Source organism: Mycobacterium sp. Panama NTM2 (assembly GCF_054355555.1).
Genome location: NZ_CM135953.1, coordinates 146,747 through 163,673 on the forward strand (window position 1 = coordinate 146,747; position 16,927 = coordinate 163,673).

The window sequence follows — 16,927 nt, forward strand, 5'->3', positions numbered from 1 at the left end:
GGGCATCATCGGCTCAGTGGCCGGATCAGGGTCAGCCCGTCGCGCACGGGGATCAGCACCTGCTCGGTCCGCGGGTCTGCGGCCAGCGCCCGATTGAAAGCGGCTATGGCCGCGCCGTTCTCGGTCTGCACGCCGGTCCACGGTTGGCCCTGCATGAGCGTGTTGTCGACCGCGATCACGGCGTCGGGGGCCAGCAGAGGGGAGTCGAGGAGTAGATCCACATACGCCTGGTATCCGCCTTTGTCGGCGTCGATGAACACGAAGTCGAACGATTCCTCGCCGGCTGCGGCCAGTCGCCGCAGTGTCTCGAGCGCGGGCCCGGGCTCGATGCGGATGCGGTGTCCGACGTCGGATCGGTCGAATGCCGCACGCGCCACTGCTGCTGCGCCCGCGTCGATCTCGCACGCCACCACCGTGCCGAAGGCGGGCAGCGCCTCGGCCATCGCCAGCGCCGAGTAGCCGGTGAACATGCCGATCTCGAGAACCCGCACCGCCGAGGACATGCGGACCAGGAACTTCAGCAGCTGTCCCTCGACGTGCCCGGAGAGCATCTCCTGTTCCAGCCCGTCGTGCCACGGCTGCGTGCTGGTGTCGCGGGCCAGTTCGGCCAGCGCCGAGGACTCGCCGGTGGTGGCGGCGGCCACGTACGGGTCCAGTCCGGCCGCCAGATCGCGGGCCTCTGAAAGCCGTTGCAGGACGTCGTGATCCACCACGTCGGCCAGCTGGTCGCAGAGCTCGGTGAGCCGCGCCGCGAGGATCGAGGTGGGTGTGACCGGCCGGGGTGCGGCGACGGTGTCAGGCATCGACGGTGGCGTAGGTGAAGGCGTCGACGCCGTCACCGCCGCGGTCGAACTCGGCGCACAGCTTCTTGTGGAGTGTGAGCGTGTCGACCAACTCGTCGACTGTCACGTCGTTGAGGAAGCGGCAGCTGCCGATCGGGTCCGGAACCGCGGCGCGCAGGATTCCGTCACGGGTGCGCAGAATCGCCGCCGTCGCCGTCTCCAACAATTCGGGCGTCAGATACTCCGAGTCCAGCGACAACCCCAGCGCGCTCATCGTCGCGAGAACGCGGTCGCGCTCGCCTGCGGTCAGCAAGCCGCGCCGCTCGGCCAGCGTGACCGACAGGGCCATGTCGATGTTGATCGCGTGGCCGTGGAAGAACGGTGTCGCCGGGGTCAGCTCCAGCGTGGGGCTCCAGGTGTGCCCGAACGCGATCACCCGGTCGAGGTCGATCTCGTGCAGGTTGGGCGCCTCGAGCTCCAGCATCGTCGCGATCGCTTCATAGGTCAGCCGGTGCGCGACCGCGCGCAGTCGCTCGTCGCCGCCGAGGTGGCCGAAGCGGGTGGCGAGCAGTTCCGGGCCGAAACGTTCGAGCATGTCGAAGATCTCGGCGTTGCCGACCACGGAGATCTTGATCAGCTCCGCCATGCCGTTGCGGATCTGGTCCTCGGGCAGAGTCTTGAGGAACGAGAAGTCCAGGAACACCTGTCGCGACGCGTGGTAGGCGCCGAGGCGGTTCTTGTGGTGGCCGTGGTTGACCGCGACCTTGATCGACACGCTCGCGTCGATCAGCCCGATCAGGGTGGTCGGGATGCGCAGGTACGGGGTGTTGCGCCGGTAGCTCGCGCAGGCGAATCCCGCGACGTCGGTGGTCAACCCGCCGCCGACGACCAGCACCGGTTCGGTACGTACCAAACCGAATTCGTCGAACGCGCTGACGATCCGCTCGAACGTCTCCAGCGACTTCGCGGTCTCGTGGATGTGCACCCCGATGACCGTCAGCGCGATCCCGTAGTGGGCGAAGTAGGCGTCGATGCTGTCGCGGTAGAGGTCGTAGACCACCTCGTCGATCACCATCAGCGTGCGGCCGTAGGGCAGGTAGGCCTCGGCCAGTTCGCGGTTGGCCACGTCGAAGACGCCGTCGACGTAGGTGAGGTCATAGGAGATGCGTTCGTAGCCTTCGACGTGGAAGTTGCGCTCGGAGGCGGTGACTCGGGCGGTGAGGTCGCTCATGGAATGTCCGTTCAGGGTGCTCAGGCGGCGGCCAGGGAGACGACGCGGTCGGCGTCGAGCTGGTCGGCGATGTCGGTGGCGTCGGCGAATTCGGCGCCGGCGGTGTTGGCGTTGGGGAAGGCGATGCAGCGCAGTCCGGCGGCACGGGCGGCGCGCACGCCGCCGACGTTGTCTTCGATGGCGACGGCGTCGGCAGGGGTGAGGCCCAGCCAGTCGAGCGCCAGAACGTAGGCCGCGGGTGCGGGCTTGGGCTCCTCGACGTGGTCGTCGTAGACGATGACGTCGAATGTGGAGGCGTCGATCTGCGGATCTAGCGCCGCGAGCAGCGCGTCGACGTTCGCCTTGGAGGTGGTGGTGACGAACCCGAGCTTGTGGCCGGCGGCCTTGGCGTGCTCGATGGTCTCGCGCACACCGGGCCGGAGGATCACCGAGACCTCACCCAGCAGCTGCTGGAACAGTTGCGACTTCGTGGCGTGCACGGCGTCGGCGTCGACGTCCTGGCCGCGCTCGGCTGCGAAGTCGGCGATGCGCTGAGCCCCCCCGTTGCCGCCGAGCATGCTGCGGTAGTCGTCCTGCGACCAGTTCCAGTCCAGCCCGTGCTGGACGAATGCGTCGTTGAATGCCTGACGCTGCAACTCCGAGGTGTCGGCAAGTGTGCTGATCGATCCGAAAAGAATGGCGGGCATGAGAATTCCCTTCTCGCAGAGAGAGTTTCGAGCATGGCTCCCCGGGCGCCCGGTGCTGGACGCGGATCGGAGGAAAGACTGTCGATCGACCGTTTCTGGATCTACAGTTCATTAGTACACAGGCCAGTCACTAATGAAAACCCTGTTCATCGATTCAGATTCTGACGCGTTGGTGACACACCCAGAACGGAAGGTGGCACCGTGCCCAGTAGTGCGGACACGCCCGGAGAGGACGCGCGGGTGGCCCGGACGCGGGCCGATGTGTCGCGCGCGGCGCTGCAGGTGTTGCGGGCAGAAGGTTTCGACGATCTGACCCATGCCCGGGTCGCCGCGCGGGCCGGTTACTCCAAGACCACGCTGTACGCGCACTGGCCGTCGCGCCTGGATCTGCTGCGGCTTGCGCTCGACGCGCTGGGCCGGCTGCCGCACCACCGGCCCACCGGGGATCTGCGCGCCGATCTGGTCGCCGAGCTGACGGCGTTCCGACGTTCCCTGGCCGAGCTGCGCCTGGACCGGGTGCTGTGCGGTCTGGCGGACGAATCCGGCGGCGAGCAGGCCGGCGAGCTGCGTCACCGGATCACCGGCGAGGCTCAGCTCGGACTGCGTGCCCTGCTCGCGCAGCGGTTCGCCGGCACCCAGCTGGACGCGGCCCTGTCGATGCTCACCGGAGTCGTGGCGTGCCCGTCGTTGATGGTCGGGGCCCTGCCTGACGACGCGACCGTCGCCGCGGCGGTGGACCTGGTTCTCCCCGGCGCACGGTGACGCTCAGTCGACCGTGTCCCACAGCGGGGAGTCCGCCGCGGAGCGCAGCGCCGCCACGATAGTGGTTTCCTGCGACCGGAAACGTTCCGTCGGCGCCGGCACGGAGATCGCCAGGACGTGTCCGCCGGCGACCCGCTTGGCGATCCCGGCGGCCGAGATGCCCGCTGTGTGCTCGTCGCGGTCGTAGGCGATGCCGGCGCGGCGTACCTCGCCGATCTCCTCGGACAGGGCCGCCGGTACCTGGTCGTCGTCGAGCAGCGCCAAGGCAGCCTTGCCGTTTGCGGTGTCGGACAGGGGGAATCGAGCTCCGACGGCCGACACCGCCCGCAATCTGTGCCGCGACTCGATCTGGTCGATGAACCACATCTGCCTCCCACGCAGCACCGAGAGGTCGACGGTCTCTCCGGTCGCCGAGGCCACCTGCTCGAGCACCGGGCGCAGGGCGGTCGCCAGGTGCGAACCGTCGGCACTGGCCAGGCCGAGCAGCCGGTCGCCGAGGCGGTACCGGCCCGCGTCGTCGACCCCCGCGAAGCCGACGTCGACGAGCGCAATGAGGAGACGGCGGGCCGTCGATTTCGCGAGACCGAGGTTGGTGGCGATGTCGCCGGGCCGCAGCCGGCCGGGCGCGGTGGCGATCTCGTCGAGCGCCGCGGCCGCCCGGCGCAGCGCCTGCAGGCCGTCGTCGCGGGTTCGGTGATTTCCCTCGTCCGCTGCCATGCCCAGCACTATAGTGATCCGCTGAACGGACCACGCTGATCCGCTGTACGGATCACGGCGGAGGAGGCGGTATGACAGATCTTCCCGGCGGACGGCACTTCTTTCGCGGTGACGACGGCTACGAGCAGGCTCGTGCGCAGACGGTGTGGAACGCGCGCACCCCCGAGCGTTTCCCCGACGTCGTCGTGCAGGCTGCGGACGTCGACGACGTCGTGGCGGCCGTCCGGTTCGCCGCGCGACACGACCTGCGCATCGGGGTGCGGTCGGGCGGTCACAGCTGGGCCGGCAATCACGTGCGTGACGGCGGCATGCTCCTCGACGTCAGCCGTCTGGACGCGTTCGCGGTCGACCCCGACGCCCGGACCGCCGTCGTCGGCCCGGGGATGGGCGGCAGTGTGCTCGCCGCCCGGCTGGACGCGATGGGGCTCTTCTTCCCGGCAGGTCACTGCAAGGGCGTGCGGATCGGCGGGTATCTGCTGCAGGGCGGCTACGGCTGGAACAGCCGGGTGCTCGGTCCGGCGTGTGAGAGCGTGCTCGGCCTCGACGTCGTGACGGCCGACGGGGAGCGGCTTTTCATCGACGCCGACCACCATCCCGAGCTGTATTGGGCCGCACGCGGATCCGGTCCCGGATTCTTCGCCGTCGTCGTCGCCTTCCATCTGCGGCTGTACCCACGTCCGGCGGTGTGCGGCAGCAGCCTCTACGTCTATCCGCTCGGGTGCGCCGAGGAGATCTATCCGTGGGCGCGGACGATCAGCGCCGAGGTCGACCGCCGAGTGGAGCTGCAGATCGTGGCGTCGCGCGCGGTCCCCGGCGCCGGCATCGACACCCCGTCGATCGTCATGGCGTCACCGGTGTTCGCCGATTCCGACGCGGAGGCCGAAAGCGCACTGGCCCTGCTGGAGACGTGTCCGGCGCGCGAGGACGCCACTATCGCCGTGCCGTACGCCCCCTCGGACCTGGAGACCTGGTACGCGGGCGTGATGAGCAACTACCCGACCGGCTACCGGTACGGCACCGACAACATGTGGACCTCGGCGAGCGCGGAGGAGTTGATGCCGGGTATCCGCCGAATTCTCGAGACGATGCCGCCGCACCCGGCACATTTCCTGTGGTTGAACTGGGGCCCGTCCCCGCAACGGCAGAACATGGCGTACAGCCTGGAAGACGAGATCTACCTGGCCCTGTACGGCGTGTGGCAGGACGCCGCCGACGACGACACCTACGGTGACTGGGCGCGGTCGAACCTCGCAGCGATGGAGCATCTGCAGACGGGCATCCAGTTGGCCGACGAGAACCTCGGCCGCCGCCCCGCTCCGTTCGCGACCGACGCCGCGATGGCCGAGCTGGATCGCGTCCGGTCGGTCTACGACCCGGCGGGCCGATTCCACTCGTGGATGGGGCGGGTGTGATGGGCTATCTCGGATACCGCGCCGGCGACGCCGACACCGCGTGGGGTGAGTTCTTCGACCCACTCATGGCGCCGCTACCCGCCCATGTCGTCGAGGCCCTGCACCACGGGCCGCAAGCCGACCAGCTGCTGCTCGACTTCGCCAGTGCCGCAGACCTTCTCGATCCGGGTTGCCACCCCACCGAGACCGGCTACGCGCAGGTGCGCGGCGGCGGCTTCGCCGTGTCGGTCTTGACCGAGATGCCGGGGGTGACACCGGCGATGTGGGACTGGTGGTTCGGCTGGCACGGCAGCGACGCGCGGCGCTACAAGCTGTGGCACCCCCGGGCGCACGTGTCGGCACGGTGGGCCGACGGCGGGGGCGACGGGCACTACGTCGGGCGGACGTCGTTGGTCGAGGAATACCTCGGTTCGGTGTTCACCCGGGCCGCGATCCGCTTCGTGCCGCCCGAGGAATTGGGGCTGGCCGCACGCCGGTCGGGTGACTCGGTGACGGTGTGTGCGCGGCTCGGCTCCTCGGAGGTGCCCGTCGACATCGGTTGGCTGGTGCACCAGGTGCGGCCGCGCGACGGCGGCGCCGAGATGCGCTCGCGGTTCTGGCTGGGCGGCCCGCATGTTCAGCTGCGCCAGGGTAACCGGTTGGCGCACAGCGTTATTCGACCCTTTGCGAGCCGTCAGCTACCCGATCCCCGCGACCTGCTGGTGCACTGCGCCCAGGAGATGAACCACCTCGCCGGCTTCCTGCCGGCCCTCCACGAGCGATTCACGTGACGATCCCGCGGGTACGTTGTGCCCCGTGTGGACAGTGAGCAGGCGGATTGCCGCACCCGCCGACACGGTGTGGCAGCTGCTGGTGGATCTCGACGCCTGGCCCGTCTGGGGGCCGACCGTGGCCGGCGCCGAACTCGACCGTGGCGGCTTCGAACTCGGCGCGACCGGCCGGGTGTTCACGCCCGTCGGCGTCCCTCTGCCGTTCACCATCACCGAACTCGACCCGGGGAGGTCTTGGGCGTGGCGGGTGGCCGGAATCCCGGCGACCAGGCACGGCGTCGAGCCCGCGGCGGGCGGCTGCCGAGCATGGATGAGTGCGCCCGTCTGGGCCCCCGCCTATCTGCCGGTGCTCGCACTCGGGCTTCGCCGCATCGGCGACATGGCGGTTGAATCCGGCGCGGACGGGTAACCCTGCGTGCGGTCGGAACACTGCACCGCGAGGAGAACATCGTGATCGGAACAATCATCGGCGCCATCGTCGTCGGATTGATCGTCGGCGCTCTTGCCCGGCTGGTCATGCCAGGCAAACAGAACATCGGCGTCATCATGACCATCGTGCTGGGCGCGCTGGGCTCGTTCCTGGGCTCGTGGGTGACCTACAACCTGGCGGGTTATTCGAACTCCAACGGTGGCTTCGCGATCATCCCGTTCCTGGTCGGCATCATCGTCGCCATCGTGCTGATCGCCGCCTACCTCGGCATCACCGGCAAGCGCAGCACCGGCCCCCGCGCCTAGATGGCCGTCACCGAGTCGCGCGAGACCGTCATCGAGGCGTCTCCCGCGCAGATTCTCGATGTGCTGTACGACCTCGAATCGTTGACCGAGTGGTCGTCGGCGCACCAAGAGGTCGAGATCCTCGAGTGCGACGACGAGGGACGACCTACCAAGTCCCGGCAGGTGGTCAAGATCGTCGGCGTCAGCGACGAGCAGGTGCTCGACTACTCCGTCCATGACGACGGGGTCAGTTGGACGTTGGTCAGTTCACAGCAGCAGCGCGCCCAGGAAGGCCGCTACACGCTGACTCCCGACGGCGACAGCACGCGCGTGCGCTTCGAACTCACCGTCGATCCCACCGTGCCCCTGCCGGGCTTCCTCATCAAAAGGGGCGCCAAGGGCCTGATGGAGACGGCCACCGACGGCCTGCGCAAGCGCGTACTGGCCGTCAAAGGCGGTTGAGCCAGCGGACCACATCCACGGAATGAGTTTGCGAAAGCGCATGCGCAAGCGCTTGCCTACGGCTTAGGCTCCCGTCCAACGGCGACGCGTCGGGCGTCGCCCGGGGACAAGGGAGTCCACATGGTCGGCATCGCTGGCAGGCGCAAGAGCGTGACGTTCACCGTCGGATCGGTGGTGATGGCCGGTGCGCTGGTCCTCGGCATGACCGGGTGCAGCGGCGGCTCGAACTCCGACAGCGTCAAGGTCGGCCTGATCACCAAGACCGATTCCAACCCCTACTTCGTGAAGGTCCGCGAGGCCGCCCAGGCGCAGGCCGACAAGGACGGCGCCGAATTGATCGCGCTCGCCGGTGCCTTCGACGGTGACAACGAGGGTCAGGTCACCGCGATCGAGAACATGGTCGGTCAGGGCGTCAAAGGCATTCTGATCACCCCGAATTCGTCGACGGGCGTACTCGACGCGATCAAGAGGGCACGCGACGCCGGCGTCATCGTCATCGCGCTCGACACGGCGACCGACCCCGAGGACGCCGTCGACGCCACCTACGCCACCGACAACAAGGCCGCCGGCGTCAGCCAGGGCAAGTGGGTCAGGGCGGCCATCGGCGGCGCACCCCCGCAGGTGGTCATGCTCGACGGCACCCCCGGCGGCACCGTGGACACATTCCGTCACGACGGCTTCCTCGAAGGCTTCGGCATCACCAACGGCTCCCCGGAGATCGTCGGGCAGGAGAACACCAACGGCGATCAGACCAAGGCGCAGACCGCGATGGAGAACATCCTGCAGCGCGCGCCACGCATCAATGCGCTGTACACGATCAACGAACCCGCCGCCGCCGGTGCCTACCAGGCGATCCAGTCCGCGGGCCGCGCCGACCAGATCACCATCGGCTCCATCGACGGCAGCTGCACCGGCGTCGCGGACGTGAAGGCCGGCAAGATCGGCGCAACCGTGATGCAGTTCCCGGCCAAGATGGCCGAACTCGGGGTGCAGGCCGTCGTCAAATTCGCCAAGGACGGCACCAAGCCCAGCGGCTTCAACGACACCGGCTCCCAGCTGATCACCGACAAGCCCATGCCCGGCATCGAGTCCAAGGACACCGCCTGGGGTGAGCAGAACTGCTGGGGCACCGCCGGGTCATGACGGACGGCTTTGTATCCCAAACGACGGCACCACAGACGAAGCCACCGTTGTCGAGCCGGCTGACGGCCTCGAACCTGCTGCGCGAACCGCTGCTGGGCCCGTTGGTCGCGCTCGTGCTGGCGATCATCGTGTTCAGCGTGATCTCGGACTCGTTCCTCGAGCCGCAGAACGTGTCGCTGATCCTGCAGCAGTCGGTGGTCGTCGGCATCCTCGCGGTCGGCCAGACGCTGATCATCCTCACCTCCGGCATCGACCTGTCGATCGGTGCGGTCGCGGTGTTCGGCACCATCGTGATGGCCCAGAGCGCAGGCGCCTCCGGCCCAGTTGTCGCACTCGGTTCGACACTGCTGGTGTGCGTGGTGTTCGGCGCGCTCAACGGCGGGCTGGTCACCATGCTGCGGCTCCCGCCGTTCATCGTCACCCTCGGCACGTTCACCGCGATCCAGGCCGCCACCCGGCTGTTGGCCGGTTCGGAGACCTACCGGGTGACGCCGGGACCGTTGACGTTCCTGGGCACGTCGTTCCGCATCGGCACGTTCTCGACGACGTTCGGTGTGGTCGCGATGCTGCTCGTCTATCTCGTGACGTGGTACGCGCTGTCCCAAACGGCCTGGGGTAAGCACGTATACGCGGTCGGCGGCAACCCGCAGGCGTCCGACCTGTCCGGGATCAAGTCGGGTCGGGTACTGCTGTCGGTGTACATCACCACCGGTGTCATCGCCGCGATCGCGGCGTGGGCGGCGCTGGGGCGCATCCCGAACGCCGATCCGAACGCCTATCAGAACGCCAACCTCGAAACCATCACCGCGGTGGTGATCGGCGGCACCAGCCTTTTCGGTGGCCGCGGCGGTGTGGTCGGAACCCTGGTCGGCACACTGATCGTCGGTGTTCTTCGCAACGGGCTCACCCAGGCCGGGGTCGACAACCTCTACCAGAACATCGCCACGGGCATCCTGGTGATCGTCGCGGTGGCAGTGGATCAGTTCACCCGTAGGAGGTCACGATGACCACCGATAAGCACCCTGTCCTCGAAGCACGCGGTCTGGTCAAGAAGTACGGCAACGTCACCGCCATCAACGGCGCCGACTTCGAACTGCGCGCCGGTGAGGTGCTGGCCGTCATCGGAGACAACGGCGCAGGCAAGAGCAGCCTGATCAAAGCGCTTGCCGGCGCGGTGATCCCTGACTCGGGGCAGATCCTGATGAACGGGCGACCGGTGTCGTTCAAGAACACCCGCGACGCCCGTGCCGCCGGTATCGAGACGGTCTATCAGGACCTCGCCGTGGTGCCGGCCCTCGACATCGCCTCGAATCTCTACCTCGGCAGAGAGGTGCGACGACAAGGCATCGCCGGCAGCGTGTTCCGTCGACTCGACATGCCGCGGATGCGTCAGGACGCCTCGCAGCACCTCGCCGATCTGAAGATCGGCATCAAGGCGGTCAGCCAGGCCGTCGAGACGCTCTCCGGTGGTCAGCGCCAAGGCGTCGCTGTGGCCCGTGCCGCGGCCTTCGGGCGAGGCGTGATCATCATGGACGAGCCGACGGCCGCACTCGGTGTCCGGGAGTCAGGTCAGGTGATCGACCTCATCCGATCCATTCGGGACCGGGGTATCCCGGTGGTGCTCATCAGCCATGACATGCCACACGTCTTCGAGGTCGCCGACCGTATCCACATCCACCGACTGGGCCAGCGTGCCGGCGTCGTCGACCCGAAGGCACGGTCGATGTCGGAAGTGGTGGCCCTGATGACCGGCGCGGAGGAGCCGACCGATGAGGAACGCGCCGGACTCTGAGCCGCGGGGGATCTTCGTCGGCCTGGCCACCCTCGACGTCATCCACCGCATCACCGAGACCCCGGCGGCGAACCAGAAGGTCACCGCGGCAGCGCAATTCGTGGCCGCGGGCGGGCCGGCGGCGAACGCGGCGGTCACCTTCGCCGCACTCGGCGGTGACGCGGTTCTCGTCACCGCGCTCGGCACGGACCCGGTCGCCGATCTGGTGCGCAGTGACCTGGTGGCCCACGGCGTGGAGGTGATCGACGCTGCCGCGGGCATGCCGCGGCCCGTCCCGGTGTCCAGCGTGTCGGTGCTCGACGCGACGGGGGACCGCTCGGTGGTCTCGCTGGACGCGGTGGCCACCGACGTCGCGGCGCCGGCCGCCCTGCACGCCCTTGTCGCCGGCGCCGACGTGGTGCTCGTCGACGGTCATCACCCCGTCATCGGTCTCGCGGCCGCTCGCTCCGCCGCCGCACAACAGGTGCCGTGTGTCGTCGACGCGGGCCGGTGGAAACCCGTGATGGCTGAGTTGATCCCGAGCAAGCCGGACATGGTGTGCTCCGCAGATTTTCGAGTCCCGGGGACAGACGATTCGGCATCGACCGCCGCCGCACTGCTGCGCGACGGGGTACCCACCGTCGTCATCACCGACGGCGGAGCGCCGATCCGGTGGTGGGTGAACAGTGAGTCCGGCAGTGTCGCGGTGCCGACCGTGCCAGTGCGCGACACCCTGGGCGCCGGCGACGTGTTCCACGGCGCATACTGCTACTTCGGTGCGGCCGGTGAAGTCCGCCTGACCGAGCGCATCGAGGCGGCGGCGCGTGTGGCGGCCCTGCGGTGCTCGGTGATCGGACCGCGGGCCTGGCTCGCCGAACTCTCCCGCGAGCGAAGGCGGTAATGGTGACCATCGAACCGGACGTCGAGAGCGTTTCCGTCGAGCAGTTGGTCGCCTGGGCGCGGGAGCTCGTCACGCCCGGCACCCGACGAATCCTCGGGCTGACCGGTGCGCCCGGGGCCGGAAAGTCCACGGTGGCAGAACAACTCGTCGCTGCACTCGGACCGCAGGACGCGGTACTGGTGCCGATGGACGGCTTCCATCTCGCCAACGAGGTGCTGCTCGACCTCGGCCGGCGGGACCGCAAGGGCGCGCACGACACCTTCGACGACGACGGGTACGCGCGGCTGCTCGCGGCGTTGCGCGCGCAGCGCGACGGTGACGCGGTGATCTACGCCCCGCGGTTCCGGCGGGAGATCGAGGAACCGATCGGCTCGTCGATCCCGGTGCACGCGTCGATCCCGCTGGTGGTCACCGAGGGCAACTACCTGCTGCTGAACTCCGGTGCCTGGCCGGCCGCCCGGGCGTGCGTCGACGAGGTGTGGTTCTTGGCTCCCGACAACGACATTCGGCACGAGCGGCTCGTGCGCCGGCACGAGGCGTTCGGGAAGACACCGGAGGAGGCGCAGTTCTGGGCGCTGGGTTCCGACGAACGCAACGCCGCGCTGATCGAGTCGACGGCGGGCCGGGCCGATCGCGTCCTGCGGTTGCCATGACCACGATGGGCGACGTCGCGCGCTTGGCCGGGGTGTCCGCGTCCACGGTGTCGCACGTGATCAACGGGACCCGCCGGGTGGACACCGGGACGCGCCTGCGCGTGGAGGCGGCGATCGCCGAGACCGGCTACCGACGCAACGGGGTGGCCCGCTCGCTGGCGGCCGGGCGCACCCACACCGTCGGTCTGTCCATCTCGGCGCTGACGAACCCGTACTTCGGCAGCCTCGTCCACGCGGTGGAACGCGCGCTGTCGGAGGCGGGGTACGTGCTGATCGTCGGGGACTCCCACGACGACGCGGAATCCGAGAAGCGGGTCACCGACTCGCTGTTGGACCGGCAGGTCGACGCGATGATCGTGGCGCCGGCGGCCGGCTCGGAGCGCACGACCCTACCGGCGATCGTGCGCACCGGCACGCCGCTGGTCCTCATCGACCGCGCCGTCGACATCGACTGCGATCAGGTCGGACCCGAGAATCGGGAGTCGGCGCGCACACTCACCGAGCACCTGATCGAGCACGGGCACCGGCGGATCGCCGTGGTGCGCGGCATCGCCGGGATCTCCTCGACCGTCGAGCGATTCGACGGCTACGCCGCCGCGCTGGCCGCGCGCGGCATCCCACTCGACCCTGGCCTGGTGATCGACGGGGAGTCCAGTACCGACGTCGCCGAACGGGAGGTGCGCGCGGTGATGGCCCGCGAGGATCGGCCCACCGCGGTGGTGTCGATGAACAACGCGATGACCATCGGTACGGTCAAGGCGCTGCGCAGCCTCGACCTGTCGATCCCGTCCGATGTGGCGTTCGCCTGCTACGACGACTTCGAATGGTCGGACCTGTTCGAGCCCAAGCTGACCGCCGCGGCCCAGGACGTCGAGACCATCGGCGCCACCGCCGCGCAACTCCTCCTGCACCGAGTGCGCGCAGAAGCCGCTGCGGCGCAGCGCATCCAGGTGCCGACGACGTTCCACCGCCGCAACTCGTGCGGCTGCCTGCCTTAGCTGCAGACCGCGCCGACGGCCGCCGAGCCGACCAGCTTGGTGTACTTGGCCAGCACACCCGTCTCGTACACCGGCGGCAGCGGGGTGAATCCCGCTTTGCGCGCCTCGAATTCGGCCTCGTCGACCAGGATGTCCAGCGTTCCGTTGGCCACGTCGAGCCGGATACGGTCGCCGTCGCGGACGAACGCGATGGGTCCGGCGTCGACGGCCTCGGGCGCGACGTGGCCCACGCACAACCCCGTCGTCCCACCGGAGAACCGGCCGTCGGTCATCAGCAGCACGTCCTTGCCCAGCCCGGCGCCCTTGATGGCGCCGGTGATGGCGAGCATCTCGCGCATGCCGGGGCCGCCCTTCGGGCCCTCGTAGCGGATCACCACGACGTCGCCGTGGGTGATCGTGCCGTCCTCGAGCGCGTCGAGCGCGGCACGCTCGCGCTCGAAAACCCTTGCGGTGCCCTCGAACACGTCGGAGTCGAAGCCCGCCGACTTCACCACCGCGCCCTCCGGGGCGAGCGAGCCGTGCAGGATCGTGATGCCACCGGTCGGGTGGATCGGGTTGTTCATCGCCCTCAGCACCTTCCCATCGGGGTCCGGCGGCTCGATGTGGGCCAGGTTCTCCGCCATCGTCTGACCGGTGACGGTGAGGCAATCACCGTGCAGCAGACCGGCATCGAGAAGCGCCTTCATCACCACGGGCACGCCACCGATCTCGTCGACGTGCTTCATCACGTGGCGGCCGAACGGCTTCACGTCGGCGAGGTGGGGCACCTTGCCCCCGATGCGGGTGAAGTCAGCCAGTGTCAGGTCGACGCGCGCCTCCCAGGCGATGGCCAGCAGGTGCAGCACGGCGTTGGTGGATCCGCCGAACGCCATGACGACGGCGATGGCGTTCTCGAACGCCTCCTTGGTGAGGATGTCGCGGGCGGTGATGCCCCGGCGCAGCATGTCGACGACGGCGGCGCCGGAGCGGCGGGCGTACTCGTCGCGGCGGGAGTCGATGGCGACCGGAGAAGCGCTGCCCGGCAACGACATTCCGAGCGCTTCCGCGGCCGAGGCCATGGTGTTGGCGGTGTACATGCCGCCGCAGGCACCTTCGCCGGGACAGATCGCGCGCTCGATGATGTCGACGTCCTCGCGCGACATCAGCCCGCGCGCACACGCGCCGACGGCCTCGAAGGCGTCGATGATCGTCACTTCCTTCTCGGTGCCGTCGGTCAACTTCGCGACGCCGGGCATGATCGAGCCGTTGTAGAGGAACACGTTGGCGAGGTTCAGCCGTGCGGCCGCCATCAGCATGCCGGGGATCGACTTGTCGCAGCCGGCCAGCAGCACGGAACCGTCGAGCCGCTCGGCCTGCATGACGGTTTCGACGCTGTCTGCGATCACCTCACGGGAGACCAGCGAGAAGTGCATGCCCTCGTGGCCCATCGAGATGCCGTCGGAGACCGAGATCGTGCCGAACTCCAGCGGGTAGCCGCCCGCTTCGTGCACGCCCGCCTTGACCGCCTGGGCCAACCGCTGCAGGGACATGTTGCACGGCGTGATCTCGTTCCACGACGAACCGACGCCGATCTGCGGCTTGGCCCAGTCGTCGTCGCCCATCCCCACCGCGCGCAGCATTCCGCGCGCGGCCGTCTTCTCCAGCCCGTCGGTGACGTCGCGGCTACGGGGCTTGATGTCTGGTGTGGCGCCTGAGGACTGTGAGGGCATGCGCACGATTATGCGCCTGGCGTTTCACCCGGCCAAACCAATATGGATACCCCCGTGGGGTACGGGTAAGGTGGCGGCATGTCGAAGGTCCTCGGTGCGGTCGCCGCGCTGGCGTCGGTGGCCGCGCTGACCGGGTGCGGGGGACCGGCTGCCGCGCCGGCGACGTCGTCGACGGCGGACGCCCCGGTGATCACCGGCGAGCCGGCCGGCTACAACGACGCCGACGTGACGTTCGCCGACCAGATGATCGACCGGCACCGCGAGTCGATCGCGCTCGCGGACGCGGTTCCCCAGCGCTCCACCAACGCCGAGGTGGTCGCGCTCGCCCAGCGCATCGCCGCCCAGCAGCAGAAAGAGATCAACGTCCTCAACGTCTTCCTCGTGCAGTGGGACAGGCCCCCGAAGATGGGCGTCGCGGTGGACCCCGCGGTGGGGAACCCGGCTGCGCTCACGCAGCTGCAACAGCTGCAGGGCAGCGCTTTCGATCGTCTCTGGCTGCAATCGATGATGGATCAGCACCGGAAGTCGATCGCGGTGGCCAACGCCGAGATCGCGGCAGGGGCCAACGTGGACGCGATCTCGATGGCCAAGACGATGGTGTCGACGCTGACGACCGAACTCGACCAGATGACCACGATGCTGGAGGGCACGCCATGAGCACTGTCGACGACGGTGGGGACACCGGTTCGCACGGGTACTCCGCGCAGAAAGAGAACTACGCGAAGCGATTGCGGCGCATCGAGGGTCAGGTGCGCGGGATCGCGAAGATGATCGACGAGGACAAGTACTGCATCGACGTCCTCACGCAGATCAGCGCGGTCAACAGCGCCCTGCAGTCGGTGGCGCTGGGCCTGCTCGACGAGCATCTGGGCCACTGCGTCTCTCACGCGGTGGCCGCCGGAGGCGACGAAGCGGACGCCAAGCTCGCCGAGGCCTCCGCGGCGATCGCCCGGTTGGTGCGCTCCTAACCAGGCGGTTCGTAGGGCTGATACCACCGCCACTGGGCGCGTTCCCCGGTCGGACCGGGGCAAGGTGCGACGTCAGGCGGTGGTTGGGTGGGTGGTCGAGCCAGCGACGCGGAGGTCAGCGCGTTGCCGGCGGCGTCGGTGACGACGAGTTGGTCGGCGGGGCCGGTGATCGTGATCAGGCCGCGGTGGTGGGCCCGATGGTGATACGGACACAGCAGCGCGAGGTTCCACAGCTCGGTGGGGCCGCCGTCTTCCCAGTGCACCAGATGGTGGGCGTGCAATCCGCGGGTCGCCCCGCAGCCGGGCACGACGCAGACGAGGTCGCGATGCTCCAACGCGCGCCGGAGCCGCCGGTTGACGGTGCGGGTGGCGCGGCCGGCGCCGATCACCTGCCCATCCCGGTGAAACCAGACCTCGCAGGTGGCGTCACAGGACAGGTAGCGGCGGTCGGAGTCGGGCAGTACGGGTCCCAGGTGCAGGGAGCTCAGGCGGGTGGCGACGTCGACGTGGACGACGACGGTGGTGCGCTGCCCGTGGGGGCGGGCCGCGGCCTCGGCGTCCCAACTCATCTCGATCAACCGTAGGAACGCCGCGGCGTTGCCGGGCATCGATGCCCGCTCGTCGGGGTCGGTGGCCTTCCACTCCGCCACGAGCGCATCGCGATGCGAGCCCAGGGCGGCCTCGAACGCCGCGTTCTCGACATGCGGCAAGGTGATCTGCCAGTAGGTGTACTGGTCGTCGCTGCGCGAGGTGATCGACATCTGCGGCCCCGGATCGACGACCTCACCCGCGTCCTCTGACTCGTCAACGGGTTCCGACTCCGGCGCGGGTTTGGGTTGCATCTTCAACGCCGTCCGCAACTGGCTCACCGTCGCACACCGGGCCATCGTGGCGAAGTGCTCGTCCGAGCCGGGCAGGCCGCGCTCGGCGATCACCCCGACCTGATCGACGGAGAACCGGCCCTCCCGCAACCCCTCGATGCAGTGCGGGAATTCGTCGAAGCGGTGCGCGATCCCTGCGATCGAGTGCGCCCGCGACGCCGACACCCCGGCCTTCCACGCCAGCCACCCGGCCGTCGACCGGGCTCCGGCGGCCGCCCACAACTCGTCGCGATCGACCTCGGCCGCGATCTCCACGATCCGCGCGTCGATCGCGTTACGCTGCCCGGTCAGCTCGGCCAACTCCTCATGGAGCATCGACAACCGTTCATCGATGGCGAGAGAACTGACCGGGGGCATGACCCCAATC

General features: G+C 68.9%; 20 protein-coding genes. 14 read left to right on the forward strand and 6 right to left on the reverse strand.

Annotation, left to right across the window (positions count from 1 at the left end):
• Nucleotides 1-5: 5 nt before the first annotated feature.
• From ACXYX3_RS00765 to ACXYX3_RS00775, 3 genes are read right to left on the reverse strand one after another with little or no spacing between them, the layout of a single operon-like run.
• A complete protein-coding gene (locus ACXYX3_RS00765) occupies nt 6-803 on the reverse strand; it encodes an O-methyltransferase (RefSeq protein ID WP_458609750.1) in 798 nt (265 codons plus the stop codon).
• Nucleotides 796-2,013 (reverse strand): sedoheptulose 7-phosphate cyclase, encoded by a 1,218-nt coding sequence (locus tag ACXYX3_RS00770; RefSeq protein ID WP_458609751.1) that lies wholly within the window; start codon nt 2,011-2,013, stop codon nt 796-798. Before ACXYX3_RS00770 ends, ACXYX3_RS00765 begins: the two co-directional genes overlap by 8 nt.
• A gap of 20 nt (nt 2,014-2,033) precedes the next feature.
• Nucleotides 2,034-2,699, reverse strand: a complete 666-nt coding sequence (locus ACXYX3_RS00775) for an HAD family hydrolase (protein ID WP_458609752.1) — start codon at nt 2,697-2,699, stop codon at nt 2,034-2,036.
• A gap of 201 nt (nt 2,700-2,900) precedes the next feature.
• On the opposite strand from ACXYX3_RS00775, the gene ACXYX3_RS00780 reads away from it, so the two are divergent.
• Complete coding sequence (locus ACXYX3_RS00780) at nt 2,901-3,461, forward strand: TetR/AcrR family transcriptional regulator (RefSeq protein WP_458609753.1); 561 nt, start codon at nt 2,901-2,903, stop codon at nt 3,459-3,461.
• 3 nt (nt 3,462-3,464) lie between these two features.
• On the opposite strand, the gene ACXYX3_RS00785 is transcribed toward ACXYX3_RS00780, so the two are convergent.
• Nucleotides 3,465-4,178 (reverse strand): IclR family transcriptional regulator, encoded by a 714-nt coding sequence (locus ACXYX3_RS00785; protein ID WP_458609754.1) that lies wholly within the window; start codon nt 4,176-4,178, stop codon nt 3,465-3,467.
• A 71-nt stretch (nt 4,179-4,249) separates the two neighbouring features.
• On the opposite strand from ACXYX3_RS00785, the gene ACXYX3_RS00790 reads away from it, so the two are divergent.
• The 11 genes from ACXYX3_RS00790 (at nt 4,250) to ACXYX3_RS00840 (ending at nt 13,002) form a co-directional block, all read left to right on the forward strand.
• Nucleotides 4,250-5,590 carry an FAD-binding oxidoreductase gene (locus ACXYX3_RS00790; RefSeq protein WP_458609755.1) on the forward strand — a complete coding sequence of 447 codons (1,341 nt, stop codon included), beginning with the start codon at nt 4,250-4,252 and terminating at the stop codon, nt 5,588-5,590.
• Nucleotides 5,590-6,360 carry a DAPG hydrolase family protein gene (locus ACXYX3_RS00795; RefSeq protein WP_458612260.1) on the forward strand — a complete coding sequence of 257 codons (771 nt, stop codon included), beginning with the start codon at nt 5,590-5,592 and terminating at the stop codon, nt 6,358-6,360. Before ACXYX3_RS00790 ends, ACXYX3_RS00795 begins: the two co-directional genes overlap by 1 nt.
• Before the next feature lie 25 nt (nt 6,361-6,385).
• Nucleotides 6,386-6,769 (forward strand): SRPBCC family protein, encoded by a 384-nt coding sequence (locus ACXYX3_RS00800; protein WP_241204244.1) that lies wholly within the window; start codon nt 6,386-6,388, stop codon nt 6,767-6,769.
• A gap of 41 nt (nt 6,770-6,810) precedes the next feature.
• Nucleotides 6,811-7,095: a GlsB/YeaQ/YmgE family stress response membrane protein gene (locus ACXYX3_RS00805; protein ID WP_221353068.1), complete on the forward strand. Its 285-nt coding sequence runs from the start codon at nt 6,811-6,813 to the stop codon at nt 7,093-7,095.
• The gene (locus ACXYX3_RS00810) at nt 7,096-7,536 is read left to right on the forward strand and encodes an SRPBCC family protein (protein ID WP_458609756.1); all 441 of its coding nucleotides are present in this window, start codon (nt 7,096-7,098) and stop codon (nt 7,534-7,536) included.
• A 120-nt stretch (nt 7,537-7,656) separates the two neighbouring features.
• Complete coding sequence (locus tag ACXYX3_RS00815; protein ID WP_458609757.1) at nt 7,657-8,679, forward strand: substrate-binding domain-containing protein; 1,023 nt, start codon at nt 7,657-7,659, stop codon at nt 8,677-8,679.
• The gene (locus ACXYX3_RS00820) at nt 8,676-9,686 is read left to right on the forward strand and encodes an ABC transporter permease (RefSeq protein ID WP_458609758.1); all 1,011 of its coding nucleotides are present in this window, start codon (nt 8,676-8,678) and stop codon (nt 9,684-9,686) included. Before ACXYX3_RS00815 ends, ACXYX3_RS00820 begins: the two co-directional genes overlap by 4 nt.
• The gene (locus ACXYX3_RS00825; RefSeq protein WP_458609759.1) at nt 9,683-10,471 is read left to right on the forward strand and encodes an ATP-binding cassette domain-containing protein; all 789 of its coding nucleotides are present in this window, start codon (nt 9,683-9,685) and stop codon (nt 10,469-10,471) included. Before ACXYX3_RS00820 ends, ACXYX3_RS00825 begins: the two co-directional genes overlap by 4 nt.
• Entirely contained in the window at nt 10,449-11,351 is a 903-nt protein-coding gene (locus ACXYX3_RS00830) for a PfkB family carbohydrate kinase (protein WP_458609760.1), read from the forward strand. The genes ACXYX3_RS00825 and ACXYX3_RS00830 overlap by 23 nt, the downstream gene beginning before the upstream one ends.
• Nucleotides 11,351-12,004 (forward strand): nucleoside/nucleotide kinase family protein, encoded by a 654-nt coding sequence (locus ACXYX3_RS00835; protein ID WP_458609761.1) that lies wholly within the window; start codon nt 11,351-11,353, stop codon nt 12,002-12,004. The genes ACXYX3_RS00830 and ACXYX3_RS00835 overlap by 1 nt, the downstream gene beginning before the upstream one ends.
• Before the next feature lie 5 nt (nt 12,005-12,009).
• Nucleotides 12,010-13,002, forward strand: a complete 993-nt coding sequence (locus ACXYX3_RS00840; protein WP_458609762.1) for a LacI family DNA-binding transcriptional regulator — start codon at nt 12,010-12,012, stop codon at nt 13,000-13,002.
• Here the strand turns inward: ACXYX3_RS00840 and ilvD are convergent.
• A complete protein-coding gene (gene ilvD / locus ACXYX3_RS00845; RefSeq protein ID WP_458609763.1) occupies nt 12,999-14,711 on the reverse strand; it encodes a dihydroxy-acid dehydratase in 1,713 nt (570 codons plus the stop codon). The two genes, ACXYX3_RS00840 and ilvD, sit on opposite strands and share 4 nt — an antisense overlap.
• Before the next feature lie 78 nt (nt 14,712-14,789).
• Here ilvD and ACXYX3_RS00850 point away from each other — a divergent pair, with 78 nt between their 5' ends.
• Both ACXYX3_RS00850 and ricR read left to right on the forward strand, forming a co-directional pair.
• Nucleotides 14,790-15,368, forward strand: coding sequence for a DUF305 domain-containing protein (locus ACXYX3_RS00850; protein ID WP_458609764.1), 579 nt, complete (start codon nt 14,790-14,792; stop codon nt 15,366-15,368).
• Nucleotides 15,365-15,679 carry a copper-sensing transcriptional repressor RicR gene (ricR, locus tag ACXYX3_RS00855; RefSeq protein ID WP_458609765.1) on the forward strand — a complete coding sequence of 105 codons (315 nt, stop codon included), beginning with the start codon at nt 15,365-15,367 and terminating at the stop codon, nt 15,677-15,679. The genes ACXYX3_RS00850 and ricR overlap by 4 nt, the downstream gene beginning before the upstream one ends.
• Here the strand turns inward: ricR and ACXYX3_RS00860 are convergent.
• On the reverse strand, nt 15,676-16,875 hold the full coding sequence (locus tag ACXYX3_RS00860; protein ID WP_458612261.1) for an HNH endonuclease signature motif containing protein: 1,200 nt from the start codon (nt 16,873-16,875) through the stop codon (nt 15,676-15,678). The genes ricR and ACXYX3_RS00860 overlap by 4 nt on opposite strands.
• Nucleotides 16,876-16,927 lie beyond the last annotated feature (52 nt).

Excerpts from the sequence above, each read along its gene's own strand:
- ACXYX3_RS00850 (WP_458609764.1), top strand. The coding sequence starts at position 14,790 with ATGTCGAAGGTCCTCGGTGCGGTCGCCGCGCTGGCGTCGGTGGCCGCG.
- ACXYX3_RS00810 (WP_458609756.1), top strand. The coding sequence starts at position 7,096 with ATGGCCGTCACCGAGTCGCGCGAGACCGTCATCGAGGCGTCTCCCGCG.
- ACXYX3_RS00765 (WP_458609750.1), bottom strand. The coding sequence starts at position 803 with ATGCCTGACACCGTCGCCGCACCCCGGCCGGTCACACCCACCTCGATC.
- ACXYX3_RS00835 (WP_458609761.1), top strand. The coding sequence starts at position 11,351 with ATGGTGACCATCGAACCGGACGTCGAGAGCGTTTCCGTCGAGCAGTTG.
- ACXYX3_RS00795 (WP_458612260.1), top strand. The coding sequence starts at position 5,590 with ATGGGCTATCTCGGATACCGCGCCGGCGACGCCGACACCGCGTGGGGT.
- ACXYX3_RS00830 (WP_458609760.1), top strand. The coding sequence starts at position 10,449 with ATGAGGAACGCGCCGGACTCTGAGCCGCGGGGGATCTTCGTCGGCCTG.
- ACXYX3_RS00820 (WP_458609758.1), top strand. The coding sequence starts at position 8,676 with ATGACGGACGGCTTTGTATCCCAAACGACGGCACCACAGACGAAGCCA.
- ACXYX3_RS00790 (WP_458609755.1), top strand. The coding sequence starts at position 4,250 with ATGACAGATCTTCCCGGCGGACGGCACTTCTTTCGCGGTGACGACGGC.
- ACXYX3_RS00785 (WP_458609754.1), bottom strand. The coding sequence starts at position 4,178 with ATGGCAGCGGACGAGGGAAATCACCGAACCCGCGACGACGGCCTGCAG.
- ricR (WP_458609765.1), top strand. The coding sequence starts at position 15,365 with ATGAGCACTGTCGACGACGGTGGGGACACCGGTTCGCACGGGTACTCC.
- ACXYX3_RS00775 (WP_458609752.1), bottom strand. The coding sequence starts at position 2,699 with ATGCCCGCCATTCTTTTCGGATCGATCAGCACACTTGCCGACACCTCG.
- ACXYX3_RS00815 (WP_458609757.1), top strand. The coding sequence starts at position 7,657 with ATGGTCGGCATCGCTGGCAGGCGCAAGAGCGTGACGTTCACCGTCGGA.
- ACXYX3_RS00840 (WP_458609762.1), top strand. The coding sequence starts at position 12,010 with ATGGGCGACGTCGCGCGCTTGGCCGGGGTGTCCGCGTCCACGGTGTCG.
- ACXYX3_RS00770 (WP_458609751.1), bottom strand. The coding sequence starts at position 2,013 with ATGAGCGACCTCACCGCCCGAGTCACCGCCTCCGAGCGCAACTTCCAC.
- ilvD (WP_458609763.1), bottom strand. The coding sequence starts at position 14,711 with ATGCCCTCACAGTCCTCAGGCGCCACACCAGACATCAAGCCCCGTAGC.
- ACXYX3_RS00825 (WP_458609759.1), top strand. The coding sequence starts at position 9,683 with ATGACCACCGATAAGCACCCTGTCCTCGAAGCACGCGGTCTGGTCAAG.
- ACXYX3_RS00860 (WP_458612261.1), bottom strand. The coding sequence starts at position 16,875 with ATGCTCCATGAGGAGTTGGCCGAGCTGACCGGGCAGCGTAACGCGATC.